Source organism: Bacillus sp. G1(2015b) (assembly GCF_001482475.1).
Taxonomy (GTDB): domain Bacteria; phylum Bacillota; class Bacilli; order Bacillales; family Bacillaceae; genus Bacillus; species Bacillus safensis.
The window spans coordinates 49,714-67,185 of the sequence record NZ_LKIC01000029.1 but is presented as its reverse complement, the minus strand read 5'-3'; the positions used below and the strand labels follow the sequence as shown (position 1 = coordinate 67,185).

Annotated in this window: 14 protein-coding genes; 6 read left to right on the top strand and 8 right to left on the bottom strand. The window is 40.9% G+C overall.

The window, feature by feature from the left end; genetic code table 11:
- The 4 genes from AMR95_RS19450 to AMR95_RS16815 form a co-directional block, all read left to right on the top strand.
- On the top strand, positions 1-214 hold a 214-nt coding region (locus AMR95_RS19450; RefSeq protein WP_231746906.1), incomplete at its 5' end, for a hypothetical protein.
- Positions 196-2,070, top strand: a complete 1,875-nt coding sequence (locus AMR95_RS16825; protein ID WP_058838921.1) for a terpene cyclase/mutase family protein — start codon at positions 196-198, stop codon at positions 2,068-2,070. The genes AMR95_RS19450 and AMR95_RS16825, both read left to right, overlap by 19 nt.
- Positions 2,063-2,884 carry a superoxide dismutase gene (locus tag AMR95_RS16820; RefSeq protein WP_058838920.1) on the top strand — a complete coding sequence of 274 codons (822 nt, stop codon included), beginning with the start codon at positions 2,063-2,065 and terminating at the stop codon, positions 2,882-2,884. The genes AMR95_RS16825 and AMR95_RS16820 overlap by 8 nt, the downstream gene beginning before the upstream one ends.
- A gap of 150 nt (positions 2,885-3,034) precedes the next feature.
- Positions 3,035-3,985, top strand: coding sequence for a bile acid:sodium symporter family protein (locus AMR95_RS16815; protein WP_058838919.1), 951 nt, complete (start codon positions 3,035-3,037; stop codon positions 3,983-3,985).
- A gap of 35 nt (positions 3,986-4,020) precedes the next feature.
- Here AMR95_RS16815 and odhB read toward each other — a convergent pair whose 3' ends face one another.
- The 7 genes from odhB to cdaS form a co-directional block, all read right to left on the bottom strand.
- Positions 4,021-5,277: a 2-oxoglutarate dehydrogenase complex dihydrolipoyllysine-residue succinyltransferase gene (gene odhB, locus AMR95_RS16810; RefSeq protein ID WP_058838918.1), complete on the bottom strand. Its 1,257-nt coding sequence runs from the start codon at positions 5,275-5,277 to the stop codon at positions 4,021-4,023.
- 14 nt (positions 5,278-5,291) lie between these two features.
- Entirely contained in the window at positions 5,292-8,126 is a 2,835-nt protein-coding gene (gene sucA, locus AMR95_RS16805) for a 2-oxoglutarate dehydrogenase E1 component (RefSeq protein ID WP_039179296.1), read from the bottom strand.
- Positions 8,127-8,350: 224 nt separating this feature from the next.
- Positions 8,351-10,267, bottom strand: a complete 1,917-nt coding sequence (locus AMR95_RS16800) for a vWA domain-containing protein (protein WP_058838917.1) — start codon at positions 10,265-10,267, stop codon at positions 8,351-8,353.
- 11 nt (positions 10,268-10,278) lie between these two features.
- Positions 10,279-11,157: an ATP-binding protein gene (locus AMR95_RS16795; RefSeq protein ID WP_024422689.1), complete on the bottom strand. Its 879-nt coding sequence runs from the start codon at positions 11,155-11,157 to the stop codon at positions 10,279-10,281.
- Between the two features lie 89 nt (positions 11,158-11,246).
- Positions 11,247-11,825 (bottom strand): superoxide dismutase family protein, encoded by a 579-nt coding sequence (locus tag AMR95_RS16790; RefSeq protein ID WP_058838916.1) that lies wholly within the window; start codon positions 11,823-11,825, stop codon positions 11,247-11,249.
- 77 nt (positions 11,826-11,902) lie between these two features.
- Positions 11,903-13,225, bottom strand: a complete 1,323-nt coding sequence (locus tag AMR95_RS16785; protein ID WP_058838915.1) for a C40 family peptidase — start codon at positions 13,223-13,225, stop codon at positions 11,903-11,905.
- 404 nt (positions 13,226-13,629) lie between these two features.
- The gene (cdaS, locus tag AMR95_RS16780) at positions 13,630-14,256 is read right to left on the bottom strand and encodes a sporulation-specific diadenylate cyclase CdaS (RefSeq protein ID WP_058838914.1); all 627 of its coding nucleotides are present in this window, start codon (positions 14,254-14,256) and stop codon (positions 13,630-13,632) included.
- An 82-nt stretch (positions 14,257-14,338) separates the two neighbouring features.
- On the opposite strand from cdaS, the gene AMR95_RS19545 reads away from it, so the two are divergent.
- Together AMR95_RS19545 and AMR95_RS16775 are read left to right on the top strand one after the other, a co-directional pair.
- Positions 14,339-14,464: a hypothetical protein gene (locus tag AMR95_RS19545; RefSeq protein ID WP_008359993.1), complete on the top strand. Its 126-nt coding sequence runs from the start codon at positions 14,339-14,341 to the stop codon at positions 14,462-14,464.
- A 59-nt stretch (positions 14,465-14,523) separates the two neighbouring features.
- Positions 14,524-15,879, top strand: coding sequence for an MATE family efflux transporter (locus tag AMR95_RS16775; RefSeq protein WP_058838913.1), 1,356 nt, complete (start codon positions 14,524-14,526; stop codon positions 15,877-15,879).
- A 118-nt stretch (positions 15,880-15,997) separates the two neighbouring features.
- On the opposite strand, the gene AMR95_RS16770 is transcribed toward AMR95_RS16775, so the two are convergent.
- Positions 15,998-17,206, bottom strand: coding sequence for an MFS transporter (locus tag AMR95_RS16770; RefSeq protein ID WP_058838912.1), 1,209 nt, complete (start codon positions 17,204-17,206; stop codon positions 15,998-16,000).
- Positions 17,207-17,472: the final 266 nt, after the last annotated feature.

Sequence of the window (17,472 nt, the reverse complement as noted above, 5' to 3'; positions counted from 1 at the left end):
CCTTTGCAGTCTAGGAAGGACGAGCACTGGCGCGGAGCGAATTGACATTCGTGAGCACCAGCGCACAGACCTGACACCGAATGCGAGGGTTTGTCTACACGCTGAGCCGGTGACCCTGTCATCGGCTTTTTTTATGTTTGCATGTGACAGGCCGGCTCCTGAATATAGTATGAAAGGAAAGGAGCATGGCCGCATATGCAAGATTTTCAATTGAAAGTAAACGAATTTATCGAAGAATTGCACATACAAATGCAGCGAAGACAAAGAGAAGATGGCGCCTTTGTTTTCTGCTTTGAAGGTCCTATGATGACAAATGCTTTTTTGATTATGCTGTTAAAGGCTGTCGGTGATTCGGATCAGGCTTTGGTTCATCAATTAGCAGAAGCGATACGCGAAAAACAAAATGAGGATGGGTCTTTTTCTTTGTATCATGATCAAACGGGACATGTAACTGCCACTGTGCAGGGCTATTGTGGAATGCTCGTATCAGGCAGGTTTCAACAAGATGAGCCTCATATGGAAAAAGCAGCGCAATTTATACGTTCAAAAGGCGGATTAAAGAACGTTCACTTTATGACAAAGTGGATGCTCGCCGTCAACGGCATGCACCCTTGGCCGTATTTTTATGCACCACTTTCCTTTTTACTCATCCCTACATACTTTCCGCTGCACTTTTATCATCTTAGTGCATATGCAAGAATTCACTTTGTGCCAATGATGATTGCACTCAACAAACGATATACCTCTCATGAGAAATTTCCAAGCTTGGCACACCTTGATGCAAACATGTCTAAGAATCCATTTGACTGGTTTATGGCAAGAGAAGAACGTTCCGCTCAACACTTTCTGACTTACATGCGATCGTATACAGCACTTGACAGCCGGCTGGACTTTTTCGGATATGAAGCAGCAAAGCGATATATGTTTGATCGCCTTGAAAAAGATGGCACGCTGTACAGCTATTTAAGTGCCAGTATTTTTATGGTCTATGCACTTATGAGTCTTGGGTACTCCCCGGGACATCATCTCATTTTAAAAGCAGTCAAAGGCATGAAAAAGCTAGTTACTGTCTGTCAGGGCAGAATGTATGCAGAAAATTCCACTTCCACAGTTTGGGATACAGCGCTTGTCAGTTATGCTTCTCAAAAAGCTGGCAAAAAACAAGAAGACCCAGTCATCACTAAATCTTTCTCATACTTGCTGAACCGGCAGCAAATGAAGAAAGCAGATTGGGCGATTCATAACCGGCATACTGCTCCGGGAGGCTTTGGTTTTTCAGATATCAACACAAATAACCCTGATTGTGATGATACGCAAATTGTCTTAAAAGCCATTCCGCGAACATACGCACCAGTTCAATGGAAACGAGGATTTCATTGGCTTCTTTCCATGCAAAACCGTGACGGCGGATTCTCTGCTTTTGAAAAAAATCAAGATCACTTCCTGCTTCGACATCTGCCGCTTGAATCTGCGGAGGATGCAGCGATCGATCCATCGACTCCCGATATTACAGGCCGGGTGCTTCATCTCATTGGTCTTGAAGAGAAAAACATGTCACCACCGATTCACAGGCAAAAAGATCAATGTGTCAAGTGGCTCCTAGATCATCAAGAGAAAAATGGGTCATGGTTTGGCAGATGGGGTGTTTGCTATATTTATGGAACGTGGGCAGCATTAACAGGACTAAAAGCGGCCGGCATCCCCTCCACCCATCCTGCTATTCAAAAAGCGTGCCGATTTTTAAAGCAGATTCAACGAGAAGATGGCAGCTTCGGAGAATCGTGTAAAAGTGCAGAGGTAAAAACGTATGTCCCCCTCCCGTTTGGCACAGTGGTTCAGACGGCTTGGGCAGCAGAGGCACTTTTACAATATGAGAAGCCAGATGACAAAGCGATTTTAAAAGCCATTTCATTTTTGATCCATCATCAGCACACGAGTGAAGCCTTGCACTATCCAGTAGGCATTGGCCTGCCAAAGCAATTTTACATCACCTATCATAGCTACCCATTTGTCTTTCCCATGATGGCTTGTTCCACATTTTTAGAAGAAATGAGGCGTAAGAATGAATAAGGAAGAGTATCGAATGCAGCTCAAAGAGTGGCTTAACTCCATTCAACCCGCGATTCAAGATGACAACATCCGTCAGAAAGTAGACCATTTATGGTTTTCAATGGATGATGAACATTCCAGTGAACAAGAGTGGTACGAACTGGCCGAACGTATTTCTGAGGACATGAAACCACAAGAAGACATGCGAGAGGTAGCAGCCGGAAATCATAAGTTACCTCCTCTCCCTTACCGGTATGATGCACTAGAACCGTTTATTTCAAAGGAGATTATGTATTTGCATCACCAGAAACATCATCAATCATATGTTGATGGTTTGAACCAAGCTGAGCTTGCATTAAAAAATGCAAGAAGAACCAATGATTTCAAAATGATCAAGCATTGGGAAAGAGAGCTTGCCTTCAATGGTGCTGGACACTATTTACATTGTATTTTTTGGTTTTCCATGAGTCCTTCAGGAAAACGAAAGCCTACTGGACAAATGCTTCGTCTCATTGAACAATCGTTTGACAGCTATGACGCATTTAAATCTCAATTTTCAGCAGCGGCCAAACAAGTAGAGGGTGTCGGCTGGGCCATTCTCGTATGGGCGCCCAGATCCCAGCGATTAGAGATTTTACAAGCAGAACGCCATCAATTTTTGTCACAATGGGACGTAATCCCTCTTTTAGCCCTTGATGTATGGGAGCACGCCTACTATCTTCAATATCTGAATGAAAAACCGAAATATGTAGATCGTTGGTGGAGTGTAGTTGACTGGCGTGAGCCAGAAGCAAGGCTTAAGCAAGCACAGCAAGTGAAGTGGACCCCTTTTTAAGACGATGCTCCATATAGGCTTATGCTTATATGGGGTTATTTTAGTTTACATAATTAAATTATCAACACCTTTATAAAGGAACGGGTTGTTTTTTCAGAAAATTCGTTTAAAATAGAAAAGATATGTGAGGAAAGTGAGATGAAGCAATGAATGAACATTCTTTTAACCATTAGTCAATTTGCAGGAAGAACCTTCGCAATCTGGGTCATTATCTTTGCATGTCTTGGATTTGCTTTTCCTGACGTATTTTCTCAGATTGGACCGTATATCCCTTTTTTACTAGGAATCATTATGTTTGGGATGGGGCTTACGTTATCAGGTGAAGATTTTAAGGAGCTTTTTCGTAAACCTCTTTATGTGCTAATCGGGGTTTTGGCGCAGTACACACTCATGCCGCTGATCGCCTTTCTATTAGCTTACGGATTACGGCTGCCATCTGAAATTGCAGTAGGCGTTATTCTTGTGGGCTGCTGCCCAGGCGGTACAGCATCCAATGTCATGACCTTTTTAGCAAAAGGCAATATGGCCTTATCCGTAGCGGTCACAACTATATCGACTCTTCTTGCTCCCTTTTTAACGCCTCTTTTTATTTTTATCTTTGCAAGATCATGGTTACCTGTATCACCGGAGGCATTATTTTTGTCGATTGTCCAAGTTGTGCTTATTCCTATTATCTTAGGGGTAATTGTTAAGGTGTTTTTCAAAAAACAAGTAAACTATGCGGTTCAAGCATTGCCGCTTGTATCTGTTGCTGGAATTGTGGTGATCATTGCAGCGGTTGTCAGTGCAAATAAAGAGCAGATTCTTCAATCTGGATTGCTGATATTCGCCGTTGTCGTTTTACATAATGGGCTCGGTCTTTTATTTGGATACCTGATCGCTAAATGGTGCAAAATGGATATCCCTTCTCAAAGAGCGATTTCGATTGAAGTAGGGATGCAAAACTCCGGGCTTGGTGCAGCCCTTGCAACAGCACATTTCTCGCCGCTCGCAGCCGTACCAAGTGCGATTTTTAGTGTGTGGCATAACTTATCTGGTTCCTGGCTTGCGACGTATTGGTCAAAACGAGGACAACTTGACAGTGAAAAGAAAAAAAGCTAGCACCTTAACAGGTGCTAGCTTTTTATAATAGAAGATTATCCTTCAAGCAATAGCTGCTCAGGATCTTCAAGCAGGTTTTTAATCGTAACGAGGAATCCAACTGCTTCTTTACCATCGACAATACGGTGGTCGTAAGAAAGAGCTAAATACATCATCGGACGGTTCTCAAAACGTTCTTCATCAATCGCCACCGGACGAAGCTGAATTTTATGCATTCCTAAAATTCCAACTTGCGGGCTGTTTAAAATCGGTGTTGAAAGCAGAGAACCAAATGTTCCGCCGTTTGTGATCGTGAATGATCCACCTTGTATCTCACTAAGAGCCAATTTGTTATCTCTTGCTTTTTTCGCAAGATGACCAATTTCTTTTTCAATCCCCGCAAATGACAATCTGTCTGCATCACGGACAACCGGTACGACAAGTCCTTCGTTTGCAGCAACAGCGATGCCGATGTCATAGAATTTCTTCAAGACAAGCTCATCACCTTGAATTTCTGCGTTAAGCAGCGGATATTTCTTCAGTGCTGCTACAACTGCTTTTGTAAAGAAGGACATGAAGCCAAGCTTGACATCATTTTGTTCTAGGAAGGCATCTTTACGACGCTTTCTTAAATCCATCACAGCTGTCATATCGACTTCATTAAATGTCGTCAGCATCGCAGCCGTTTGTTGAACTTCAACTAAACGTTTTGCAATTGTTTGTCTGCGGCGTGACATTCTTTCACGTTCAACTGGCTTTCCTGGTTGTTCAGTTTGCACCGCCGCATTTGCTTTTGGCGCGGCTTTCGGTGCACTTGCAGGTGCTTCATTCTTTTGATAAGAAGCGACATCCTGCTTTCGTACCCTGCCCAGCGGATCTACGGTTGGAATCTCAGATAAGTCTAATCCCTTCTCTCTCGCTAGTTTTCTAGCTGCAGGAGAAGCGATGGTTCTGCCATTACCAGCTTTCGGCTCTTCTTTCACTGCTTCTTCTTTTTGAGCAGCTGCCGGTTCTTCTTTCGAAGCTGGTGCAGAAGCTTGCTCAGGTGCTGGAGCTGCGGACTCGCTTCCGCCAGCTTCACCTGCTGCAATCGTTCCGATGACCTCTCCAACTTGTACAGTGTCACCAGAATCTTTGAGCACTTCTTTTAATACACCAGATTCTTCAGCAGTCAGTTCGACATTGACTTTATCTGTTTCAAGTTCCAGCAGGTACTCCCCCTGCTCCACATAATCGCCCGGCTGCTTTAGCCATTGAGCAATCGTTCCTTCCGAGATTGATTCCGCTAATTCAGGTACTTTAATTTCCGCCATTTTTCATTTCCCCCTTAGTTTTTGCGAGTCAAGCTATCAGATACAATTCGTTCTTGTTCTTTTTTATGCACAGTTGGATCACCCTCAGCCGTACTTGAACGTCTTCTTCGGCCGATGTAACGTACTTTTACTTTTTCAGGCGCAATTTCACGTAAATATGGCTCAATGTATCCCCAAGCTCCCATATTTTGCGGTTCTTCTTGCACCCATACGATTTCTTCTAAGTTTGTCAGCTTTGTTAAAATTCCTTTAATATCTTTGGCTGGGAACGGATATAGCTGTTCCACTCTTGCAACGTGAAGCCAATCTTTCGGCTCTTCCATTTGAGTAAAACGATCACTAATATCAATGGATACCTTCCCGCTAGATAGCACGAGACGCGATACTTTTTCGTGATCATGTACAAGACCTGGCTGTTCAAGAACTGGACGGAACTGTCCATCCGTTAATTCTTGGACTTCAGACAATGTGTTCGGGTTACGAAGCAGACTCTTCGGTGTCATAATGACAAGCGGACGAATCTCTTCACGAAGCAACATTTTCGCCTGTCTTCTAAGAATATGGAAATATTGCGCTGCACTTGTCAGATTCGCAACTGTCCAGTTATTCTCAGCAGCTGATTGCAGGAAGCGCTCTGTTCTTCCACTTGAATGCTCAGGACCTTGTCCTTCATATCCATGCGGCAGCAGCATCACTAAACCTGATTTTTGTCCCCATTTTGCACGGCCAGCTGAGATAAATTGATCGAAATACACTTGAGCCGCATTTGCGAAGTCTCCGAATTGAGCTTCCCAAATCACTAACGTTTCAGGAGAATAGACATTATAACCATATTCAAATCCGATGACTGAGCCTTCTGACAGTGGACTGTTATGAACAGTAAACGATGCATTTGCATCACTCAGTTCATGAAGAGCAATAAATTCATCACCCGTTTGACTGTCGTGAAGAACAAGGTTTCTTTGAGCGAAAGTACCACGCTCTGAATCCTGTCCGGTCATTCGAATTGGCGTACCGTCTTTTAATATAGATGCAAATGCGAGTGCTTCCCCAAGTGACCATTCTACTTTACGGTCATCTGTAAACACTTTTGCACGTTTTTCAAGGATCCGCTTCAGCTTACCAAATACTTGGAAATCATTCGGCCAGCTGATCAATTCTTCATTCAGCTTTCGCAATACATCAAATTCTACTGATGTATCCACTGCTGGGAAGCCGTTTGATACAGGCTCTGGCAGTTCGATTTCTTGAATCGTATGCTCTTTCTTTGAAGGCACCTTTTTATAAGCTTCTTCTATTTTTGCCGTCACAGCCTGCTCGATTTCTTCACGCTGCTCTTTTGTCAAAAGACCTTCTGAGACAAGTTTATCTGCAAAGATATTCTTGACCGTTTTGTGCTTTCTGACCGCATCGTACAGCATTGGCTGAGTTGTAGAAGGCTCATCCATTTCGTTATGACCGTATCTGCGGTAGCCGATCAAGTCAATAAGGAAATCCTTCTTGAAACGTTTGCGGTATTCTACAGCTAGCTGAACAGCCGCTAAACACGCTTCTGGATCATCTGCATTGACGTGAACAATCGGAATCTCAAACCCTTTTGCAAGGTCACTTGCATATTTCGTCGAACGAGATTCATTGCTTTCCGTTGTAAACCCGATCATATTGTTGGCAATAATATGAATGGTTCCGCCCACTTGATAGCCGACAAGTTGACTTAAATTTAATGTTTCTGCCACAATTCCTTCTCCAGGGAATGCTGCATCCCCATGAATTAAGATGGCTAACGCTTTTTCAACGTCTTGAACTGGATAGCCTTTTTGAGTACGTGATTCCTGAGCAGCACGCGTGCTTCCTTCAATGATTGGATCAATGAACTCCAAGTGACTTGGGTTATTAGCAAGCGTGACTCTCGCACTCTTTGTATCTTCGTCTTTGATTTGACGGTCAGCTCCAAGATGGTACTTAACATCCCCCGTCCATCCATAGCTGATGCCGATAGAGCCTTCTGATGGAACAAGCTCTTTATTTGGCGCATGCTGGAATTCTGAGAAAATGATCTCATATGGCTTCCCTAACACATGTGCTAATACATTTAAACGGCCTCTGTGTGCCATTCCAATGTTAATATTTGAAGTCCCTTGTGTAACGGACTCTGAAATAATTTCATCAAGTACTGGGACAAGTGCATCTAAACCTTCTATAGAAAAGCGCTTTTGCCCAACAAATGTTTTATGAAGAAACTGCTCGAACTGCTCAACTTCTGTTAATCTCTTGAATACAGAAACTAGTTTATCTGATGGTTTTTTCTTAAATAGTTCACCAGACTCGATTGATTTTGAGAGCCAGTTTCGCTCTTCGAAGTCATGCACGTGATCAAACTCAAATGAAATGGTACGCTTATACGTATTTCTCAAATGGTTAATGGCTTCTATGCCGTTTGAAATGTGTTTTGGTGCATCCGGACTAATAATAGATATCGGAATATTCTTGACATCTTCTTCTGTTAAACCGTACTCCTTTAAAGGAAACAGTTCTTGTAATTCCTTTTCTTTGCGAAGAGGATTGACGGAAGCATTTAAATGGCCATACGTTCTGATGTCTTCTGCCAGTTTAACGACTGATGCTATCTTTTGGATTTGTTCAGAAGTAACTACGCTATTTTCTTTTTTCCCAATTTCCTCCTTCATTTCACTCGGTGGTGCACCAAGTTCATCAAATATGCCTCTTAGATCTTCATCAACACTAGTAGGATCCTGGACATACTGATCGTAGAGCTCGAGCACATAGCCGAGGTTCGGACCATGAAATTCTTCCCAACTCAACGGTTGTTTCACATCATTTTGAAACATTTTGAACACTACCCCCAACTTTGATCATCAAGTGATTGAACACTATCTCGATATAACTTCCAGAACACAATGACCAAATTTATGTAATAAAACGCTTCCAATAATATTCTACCACTGTTTTGGATTACTTTCTACATTCTTTGTTCAATTAAAGATAAAAAATTCACAGAAAAACAAAAAATTTAAATCATTCCGAAAAATAATTTGAAGAAAGGGGCAAAACCTTATGCCCCAATGCTTTTATGCAGCAGTTTCTTCAGTAATGGATATAAAACATCTGGCAATGTATCGACATCTGGTACAAAAATGCTGAACTTTCCATACATATCTTGAATGGTTTTCATCTGTGCTTCTTCTATCGTCGAATTGGATAAAAACACATTGATCACTTCAATGCCCTTTTTCCTCGCTTCAAGAACTGCTTCATGCGTATCGACAATCCCATTTTGTTCGTAGCTGAACGCAGCTGGCTCTCCGTCCGAAAAGACAATCAGAAACTTTTGCTCTTCTCTTCGCTTTAAAATCATCTTTGTCATTTGGCGGATCGCATAACCATCCCGATTATCCTCTTCTGGCTCAAGAGACATAATAGAAGGCCCTGCATCAAATAAAGAGTCTTTGAACGACACGACTGTATTGAAGTAGTTTGGCTGACTTGTTTCTGTTGCGTCGTTTGTATCTTCCCAAAACCCAACAATTTGATGTGGGACTTGTACGGATTTTAACGCTTCATGAAATAGAACAATGCCTTTTTTCGTCTCGTCCATCTTGTCAAACATGCTCGCTGAACAATCTACTAATAAGGTGAAAACAGCATCAATCTGAGAAGACGGTGCTTGTTTTTTATAGAAAAGGCGCGGATTAGACTCTGTAAAGTAGCGAATCAGCTTTTTGCTGAGACGTCCTGCATGAAGGTCCGTTTTAGGCCAAGATTTTTTATGTTCAAGAGTTTTTTGGATCATTTGTTTTAAGCGTTTTTGGTAAGGCTCAATTTCCTTCGCATGCTGCTTGTATACATTGATTTGTTCTGGCATAGGCGGATCTGGTGAAATCATGACTGGAAACGCATATTTGTTCTCTTTTCCATTTTCATGACCGTCTGCTCCGCTTTCTTCACCTTCAGCCTCTTCCAGCGCCTCAAGCTTTGAATAATCTTTTCGGTGTGTTTGCTTTGCAGAACCTTGGACAGTTCCGAGTGCCTGATCTCCGTCATCGCCTTCTCTTGCTGCATCCTTACCAAGATCACTTTTACCGCCGTGCTCTAAATCAAATTGAAGGAAGCTTTTTGATGGCGCTTCTGTTTCTCGATGCCACACTTCCATGTACTCTTCGTGAATGTCTTCATCGCCTTCTTTTTCCCGGTCGACTTTGATGTCCTCACTTAATTTAGGTTTTCTTTTTAAGTCATGGAACAGCGGTTCTTTTGCCGCTTGTTCATAGTCCAATTCAGGGAAGAAAAAGTACGTATTCAGCATGTCCTTTTCAAGCAGCTCATCAAAGCCTTCCATCAATTCTTTGACAATAGCTGCGATGTCTGCTGTTGAACCCGCATCATACACACGTTCAAGACTTGACTCAATAAACGGAATCATCGGGTTGATCTGCTCATGAAGAGGCGGAATCTCTTCGAGCGGAGAATCAGCTGTCAGCTTCACATAAATCGCACAAAAGAGTGCATCTGTTAAAATGCTTCGTTCCTGGTTAATCGTTAATTGTGTCTTAAAGTGACGCCGGTATAGCTCTCTTCTTCGTTTAAATACCTTTTTTGTTCCTGGGCGGCCATGTTTAATCCGCTCTTCAATCCGGATATCTTCAAACAGCATAAACAATTGTTTACATATATCAGGAATGGATAATGTATGCGCATAGCGAACGATCTCCTGAAATACAGTAAGATCACTATAAATGGTCCCTACTGCACGAAGGAACACATCACTTTTCAGCCCTGCTAGCATATCTTCTTGTTTACGATCATCCCAAAAATGACTGATGAAAATTTTCTTTTCGAACGGTTCATAGTAGGACTGCACACCGTATTCAAGCTCGACATCATCACTTTTTGCTAACGTTTTGGCTAAATCCGTTAATTCCATAAATAGAAATGAATCGATTCTGCTGTCATTAAATTTGATAAATTTCACAAGTCAGAACCTCACTCGAATAATGTTTGGGCGATATTTCTTACCGCTGCTTTTTCCCGGTCATCTTCCAGTTTTTCAACAATCCCTCGTTCAACGGCACGAAGCGGCGGGATGTATTGCGCAAGATCACAAGTATCTAGGAGCGCGCGGATGGATGCTGCTTCTTCACTCACCTGTCCGTTATGAGCTTGTGTAATAAGGTCTGATGAGAGCTGAACGAATTGATCAATTAACCGCTCATCCTTTAAAACAGATTGAGATTGCAACACATCTTTCAGGATACCGCCGCCGATATATGGAACGTCAATGACAACAAATCGGTTTTTTAACGCTTCATTTAGAGGCACTGTGCCTACATACCCTTCATTGATTGCCGCAATGACGCCAAAGCCTTCTTCTGCTCGAACAACCTCACCTGTAAATGGGTTTGTCATCATTTTTCTGTAGTCGAGTACACCATTTAAAATAGGAAGTGTTTCTGGCTTCGCCATGTTGATTTCATCAATATATAAAAGATGGCCTTTTTTCATTGCTTTTGTCACAGGTCCTTCAATGAATTCAATCGAAGCCACCTGACCATCATTGTGAATGGTTTTATAGCCAATTAAGCTTTCAGCATCAAGATCAACCGAGCAGTTCACACTGTGCATCGGCTGCTGAAAGAAAGCGGATAATGTCTCTGCTAGTTTTGTTTTACCTGAGCCGGTCGGTCCCTTTAAAAGAACGTTTTTTCCTAGTGCTAATGCAATCATGGCATCTTGAATGATAGAAGTATCCTGTGATTCATAGCCGCCTGTTCCAATAAGTGGACGAAATTCTTCTTCCAGCCCTTTTGCTTTTGCTTCAATCATTGCTTGAATTTCTTCTGGGAGTGATTGTTCGTTAAACATGTATGATTAATTCCTCTCTTCGATCATTTTCCTCACCAAGTATACTAAAAAAACCTTTATGCACTCAATACATAAAGGTTAGACTTCTGTTATTTTACCATTTCTTTTGTCATTGAACCGCAAGCGATGCGTTTCCCTGAGTTTCCAGAAGGGTTACTTAAATAATCATCTGCTTCTGCATGAATGATAAAGCTTCGCCCATTTTGATCGATTAATTGATTTGGGCCTCCCTTTAACGTCACATCTGGTACGTTCACGACAACATCGATTTGTCCATCTGCCCCTACCTCTAAATTAGGCATATCTCCAGCATGATGCCCTTTTGGATTGTCAAAACCATGCTCTCTATGGGTTGGATTAAAGTGAGCTCCTGCCGTTTCAAAATCTGGCGTTTCACATATTCCTGTTTCATGAATGTGAAAACCGTGAGGACCTGGCGGCAGCCCTTTCGCCTTCACATGCAAATCCAGCCCATTTTCTGAGGATTCTCTGATTTCAATGCTTCCTATTTTTTGCCCGCTTTCGTTTATGAGTGACGTCGTGACTGCTGATTGTTTAGGTGCGGCAACTTCGCTTGTTTCTTCTGTCATTTCTTTTTTCGGCGGTGCATGACATGCTGACGCAGTAAAGACCAAACATATCATGATCATCCACACTGACTTTTTCATTTATGACTGCCCCCTTTTGTTATCAGTATGGACAATCACAGCAGCGGGCAAACAAAAAAAGCCGAAAATCGGCTTTTTTAGAAGAAACGTTTTGCACCTAAGTAGGCTTTTTTCCAATATGGGTTGCTTAGGTTCGAGATCCCTACTCCATTGTCACTTGCATGAAGGAAATCTCCCCCGCCAAGGTATAGTCCCATATGAGAAGGGCCCGCTTTATACGTTGTAAAATAAACAAAATCTCCAACTTGTGGTGTGCTAACAGAAGTCATCATATTCCAGTAGCCTGCTGTGCTTAGTCTGGATACAGATGAAACTTTGTTAATGAGATAGTAAACAAAGCCGCTGCAGTCAAATCCTGCTGGAGTATTACCACCCCATCTGTAAGGAACGCCTGTCAGCTTTTTCCCCTCTTGGATCATTGTCGTGATCTTTGCGTTCATTGGTACATCGTTTTTGTTATTGTTGACTGGAGTTGTTGAACCGTTAGACGTAGAACCGTTCGATCCAGTTGAGCCGGAAGCTGCACCATTAATTTTTAATACTTGTCCAATTCTAAGCACATCACTTTTCAAGCTGTTGGCTGTGCGGATGGATTGAACCTGTACTTTGAATTGATTCGCAATTTTCCATAACGAATCGCCTGATTTTACAGTATAAGATGTTGTTTTCCCGCTAGAAGACTGGTTACTGTTTGAATTGCTTGGTTTAGTAGGTTTTGACTGACTTGGTTTTGATGCAGCCGTCCCTTTTACTTTCAATACTTGATTCGGATAAATCATATCAGATTTTAATCCGTTCAATGTTTTGATTTCACCAATCGACATATTTAGCGAATTCGCAATTTTCCAAAGAGAATCCCCTAATTTGACCTTATATGTACTTGAAGACGATGAACTATTTGAGTTCGTTGTCTTATTGCTTGAGCTGGAATTTGAAGATGAGTTTGAATTTGATGACTGACTTCCGCTCGTCTTCGTGCTGCCAGATACCTTTAGCTTTTGACCAGGACGAATCAAGTCGCTGTTTAAGCTGTTTAGGCTCTTTAAGCCCGCAACTGACATTTTATGATTTTTTGCAATCAGCCATAAAGAATCTCCAAGCTTTACAGTATAGCTGGAAGTCGTTGAAGCACTTGATTTCGTTGATTTTGAACTTGTTGATGAGCTCGATTTTTTGCTTTTTGCACCAGGAATTTTTAAGCTTTGGCCTGCAAAAATCATCGTTGTTTTTAATTGATTAAGAGATTGAAGCTCCGAAATACTTGTATTGTACTGTTCGGCAATCTTCCAAAGTGAGTCACCGCTTTTCACCTTGATCGTCTGTGCTTCTGCCGGTGCAGCAAACACAGCTGAGCCAGCGATCGCTGAAACTGTGAGGCCGGTTACTACTTTTTTCTTCATAAAGAAATCTCCGCCTTTCGTAATTTGGTTCATTAAGACTTATGTACTAGTTTCGAGTTTAGCATTTAATGGTTCTGCTTCTCTTGCACTATTTTATCTTTATTTCTATTATATTACTCGACATGAAGACGTTGGGCAATAACAAATAGGCTAAAGCAGCCAACTCAAAATGCTAAAAAACAAAGCCATATCGTTTCTATCGGCTGTTTGTTTTATTTATAAACATTTTTTAAGGAATTTTTAAGTTGACGTTTAGAAATTTGTCAAAACAAGCACGCTGCTAGTTTCATAGTTCTATTCTACATGACAAATTTTTCTGTATCAAATGACTTTTTGCTTAATTGCCTATTTTTTCTCCACAAATAAAAAAGCATCCTTCCGAATGAAGAATGCAGCGTTCGTTTTTATTTTCTTATTTCCGGATCTTTTACGGTAAGCGGATAAAGCACGCCTTCTTTCGCAAACGACATTTTTCCCGTTTCTTCTGATACGACAAGAACAAGTGCATCGGTCATACCAGAGAGTCCGATCGCTGCCCTGTGCCTTGTGCCGAGCGACGGGCTCACTTTTTTTGATGTAAGCGGCAGCACATTTGCAGCAGAAACAAGTGTATTTTCTTTGACTAAAAGAGCCCCATCATGAAGTGGATTTCCCGGGTAAAAAATGCTTTCTATTAAGGAAGCACTAATTTTCGCATGGAGGTTTGTCCCTTTTTGAATAAAATCTTCAACCTCATCCCTTCTTTGGATCACAATGAGTGCACCATGCTTTTGTTTTGATAAATGCTCAATTGCTAAAGAAAATTGAGCAAATCCTGGTGTGAATTCTTCCATATACGCTTGCAAATAAAACGACGAAGCCTCTGCATGCATTTCATTAAACTGATCATGCAATGATTCGAGATCACAAAGTAAGCACTGCTCTGTTTCATCAAGAGAATCAATGATGTCACTTGCATCCTTCTTAATGTTCATCAAGTGTGTTCTCATTCCTGCTTTAAATATGACTTCTTCGTTCGTCCGGTGGATCATCTGACCTTTTCCCTCCTTCTTTCGCTTGTTGTTATAAAATAGCAAATTGTGCACATTCTATTTGTATGGAGGTGAACTTAATATGACCATTCAGAAAATCATCCAATATGCTTGCAGCATTTTAGGTGTTGTCAGTCTTTCTTTTATTTATGCCCAAATGTTTAAAAAAACGAAGCCATCTAAGAAAAATAATCCGACGGAGAATTGATTTTTTTACATAGCATGATATAATTCCTCTCGTTATTTCTGTTCAGAGAGGAACTTATGATGAGAGAAACGAATAGCATTCGAGCAAAGCTGACACTATTTTTAACCATTTTGATTCCGATTTTAATCACCCAAGCAGGTCTTTCACTTATTACCTTTTTAGATACGGTGATGTCTGGAAAAGTAAGTGCAGAAGACCTTGCGGGTGTTGCGATCGGTTCTAGTATTTGGACACCTGTTTATACAGGACTTGCCGGTATTTTGATGGCTGTTACTCCGATTGTGGCTCAGCTGATGGGGGCTGGGCATAAAGAAGATGTTCCCCGGGCGGTCTTTCAGGCGATCTATTTGTCCTTTCTTTTAAGTATCGCTGTGATTGTCATTGGTACGATCAGCGTTCCTTACATACTCGGAGGACTTGGACTCGAGCAATCTGTAGAGGATATTGCCCGGCATTTTCTCAGCTTTCTTGCTTTTGGCATCATCCCGCTGTTTGGTTATTCGGTGCTTAGGTCATTTATTGATGCATTAGGGAAAACACGTGTGACGATGTTCATCACGCTCACAGCACTTCCTATTAACTTTGTTTTAAATTACGTATTGATTTTTGGGAATTTTGGCTTTCCAAAGATTGGCGGTGCGGGTGCCGGCCTTGCATCTGCAATGACGTATTGGGCGATTTTCATCATGAGTATTTGTATTGTCATTAAAGCAGAGCCATTCGCCTCATTTCGTTTGTTTCAAAAACTGCCTCGAATCAATATCTCCCGTGTAGGGCAAATACTGAAAATTGGCCTTCCTATCGGGTTTGCGATCTTTTTTGAAACGAGTATCTTTGCAGCAGTGACGCTGTTAATGGGTCACTTTGATACCATTACAATCGCCAGTCACCAAGCAGCGATGAACTTTGCTTCTATTCTTTATATTTTACCGCTTAGTATCTCTATGGCTTTAACGATCGTTGTTGGATTTGAAGCGGGGGCTAAGAGATATAAAGACGCGCAAAGCTATAGCTATATCGGCATTGGTACGGCGGTATTATTCTCATTATGTACTGCCGCACTTATTTTGTTATTCAGACCAGAGATCGCTGGTTTATATACAGCTGAATCAGCTGTTTTACAAATGACTCAGCACTTTTTGATTTACGCGATCTTCTTCCAGCTGTCAGATGCGATTGCTGCACCCATTCAAGGGGCTCTGCGCGGCTATAAAGACGTGAATTATACGCTGATTGCTGCTTTTGTCTCTTACTGGGTCATCGGTCTTCCTGCCGGTTATCTCATTGGCACATATACCTCCTTTGGTGCGTTTGGTTATTGGATTGGGCTGATTGCCGGGCTTGCCGCAGGTGCCATCGTCCTCTTTATCCGTCTTAAATTGATTGAAAGACGATATACACTCTCTAATACATAATCAACCGAATCCTTCTCGGTTGATTTTTTATTTGATTCACTACTCATCAGTAGATAACTTAATTGATTCGATCTTATTTTTTTACTGCTCGGAAGCAGGAGGCGTGAGAGGGTCATTGTTATTTTAATTTACGGACTTTTTTCACATATAAATAGAATGTGATGAAAAGAGAGACAATGACGATCAGAAATAAAATAACATAGCCGACATTTGAATTTCCTGCTGGTACCACTGTGATCGTTAAAATACCAATAAGCGAAATCTGACCTAATAACTTAAACGCATTGATTAAAGAGTTGACACGTCCCATAAACGCATTATCAACATAATGAAACAGATAGCTTTTTCTAAAAATTCTAATTGATGCATTTGCGTTCCCCAAAAGAAGGCTTGCTGCAATAAATGTGAATGAATGTGGAATTATGAAAATGGCCATTATTGAGGTGGCAAAAAGAATCATAAACAAGATAATTCCCGGAATATCCCCGACTTTCTTCGACATTTGATACGTGATGAAGCCAGCGCTAATTGCTCCAATTGCGTAAAAAATATTTGCGATACCAATCACTGAAGGCCCCTCATTCAAGAAATGATAAACAAAAATCGGATCCAAATAATTTGCCACAATAATGACAATGCTGGGCACAAAAGTTGTTAATAAAAGAACAAACATAACTTTACGATGATAAAGATATTGAAGTGATGATGTGAAATTCGCCCAATATGATACACTTTTTGTAGAATGGGATTGTTCCTTAATTGAACTGCTAGATTGATAAGGCAATTTATAAATGAGGATTGATGCGATAACGTATGTGATCACATTCATAATCAATATAAGGGTCATCGATATTTGTCCGATCAAACAAGCAGCTAATCCAGAGCTAATCATTAATGCTGCTTGACCTTGAACTTCTAAACTGCTATTCACTTTGCTATATTCACTTTGATTAAACATTTCCTGAGTTAGAGCTGATAAAGTTGGATATTTTATTGAGTCATATGTCGTATTATACAAGGTCAATAAAACAACAAGTATCATATTGAGAAGATTTGAAATATCAAAGAGAATGAGAAAAATAAACAGCGTGACTGCACCAATGATCTCTAATTTAAGAAATATGCTTTTTCGAGAGTGTCTATCAACCAAGCTGCCTAAAAAGGGCGAGGAAAAGAACACAAAAGCCATCGTAACCATAGTTAAAATACCATATAATACTGACTGATTTAATTGGTCTACTAACAACCAAATAATTAAATAAGAAGTAACTCCAGTACCCACAGTAGAAATAAGGTTTGCCGCTAATAACAATCTTAGCTTGCCCATTTTAATCACTCCCTTTTTGAATAAAATGTTCCTTCTACTGAATCTCAGGATTGTCATTCCACGAAAAATGCAGACTAAACGATTAGCGACATTTTATAAAGATTTTTTATTACATCCTGCACTTTAAATGATTAATATTCAGACAATTAGGTGTATAGATAGAAATAATAGCAAATTTTATAACAAAATTCGCTTTTCAATAGGTGAAATTTACCATATCGAATATCTTCAGTCAATACATAAAATGGATGAGAAATATATTTCTA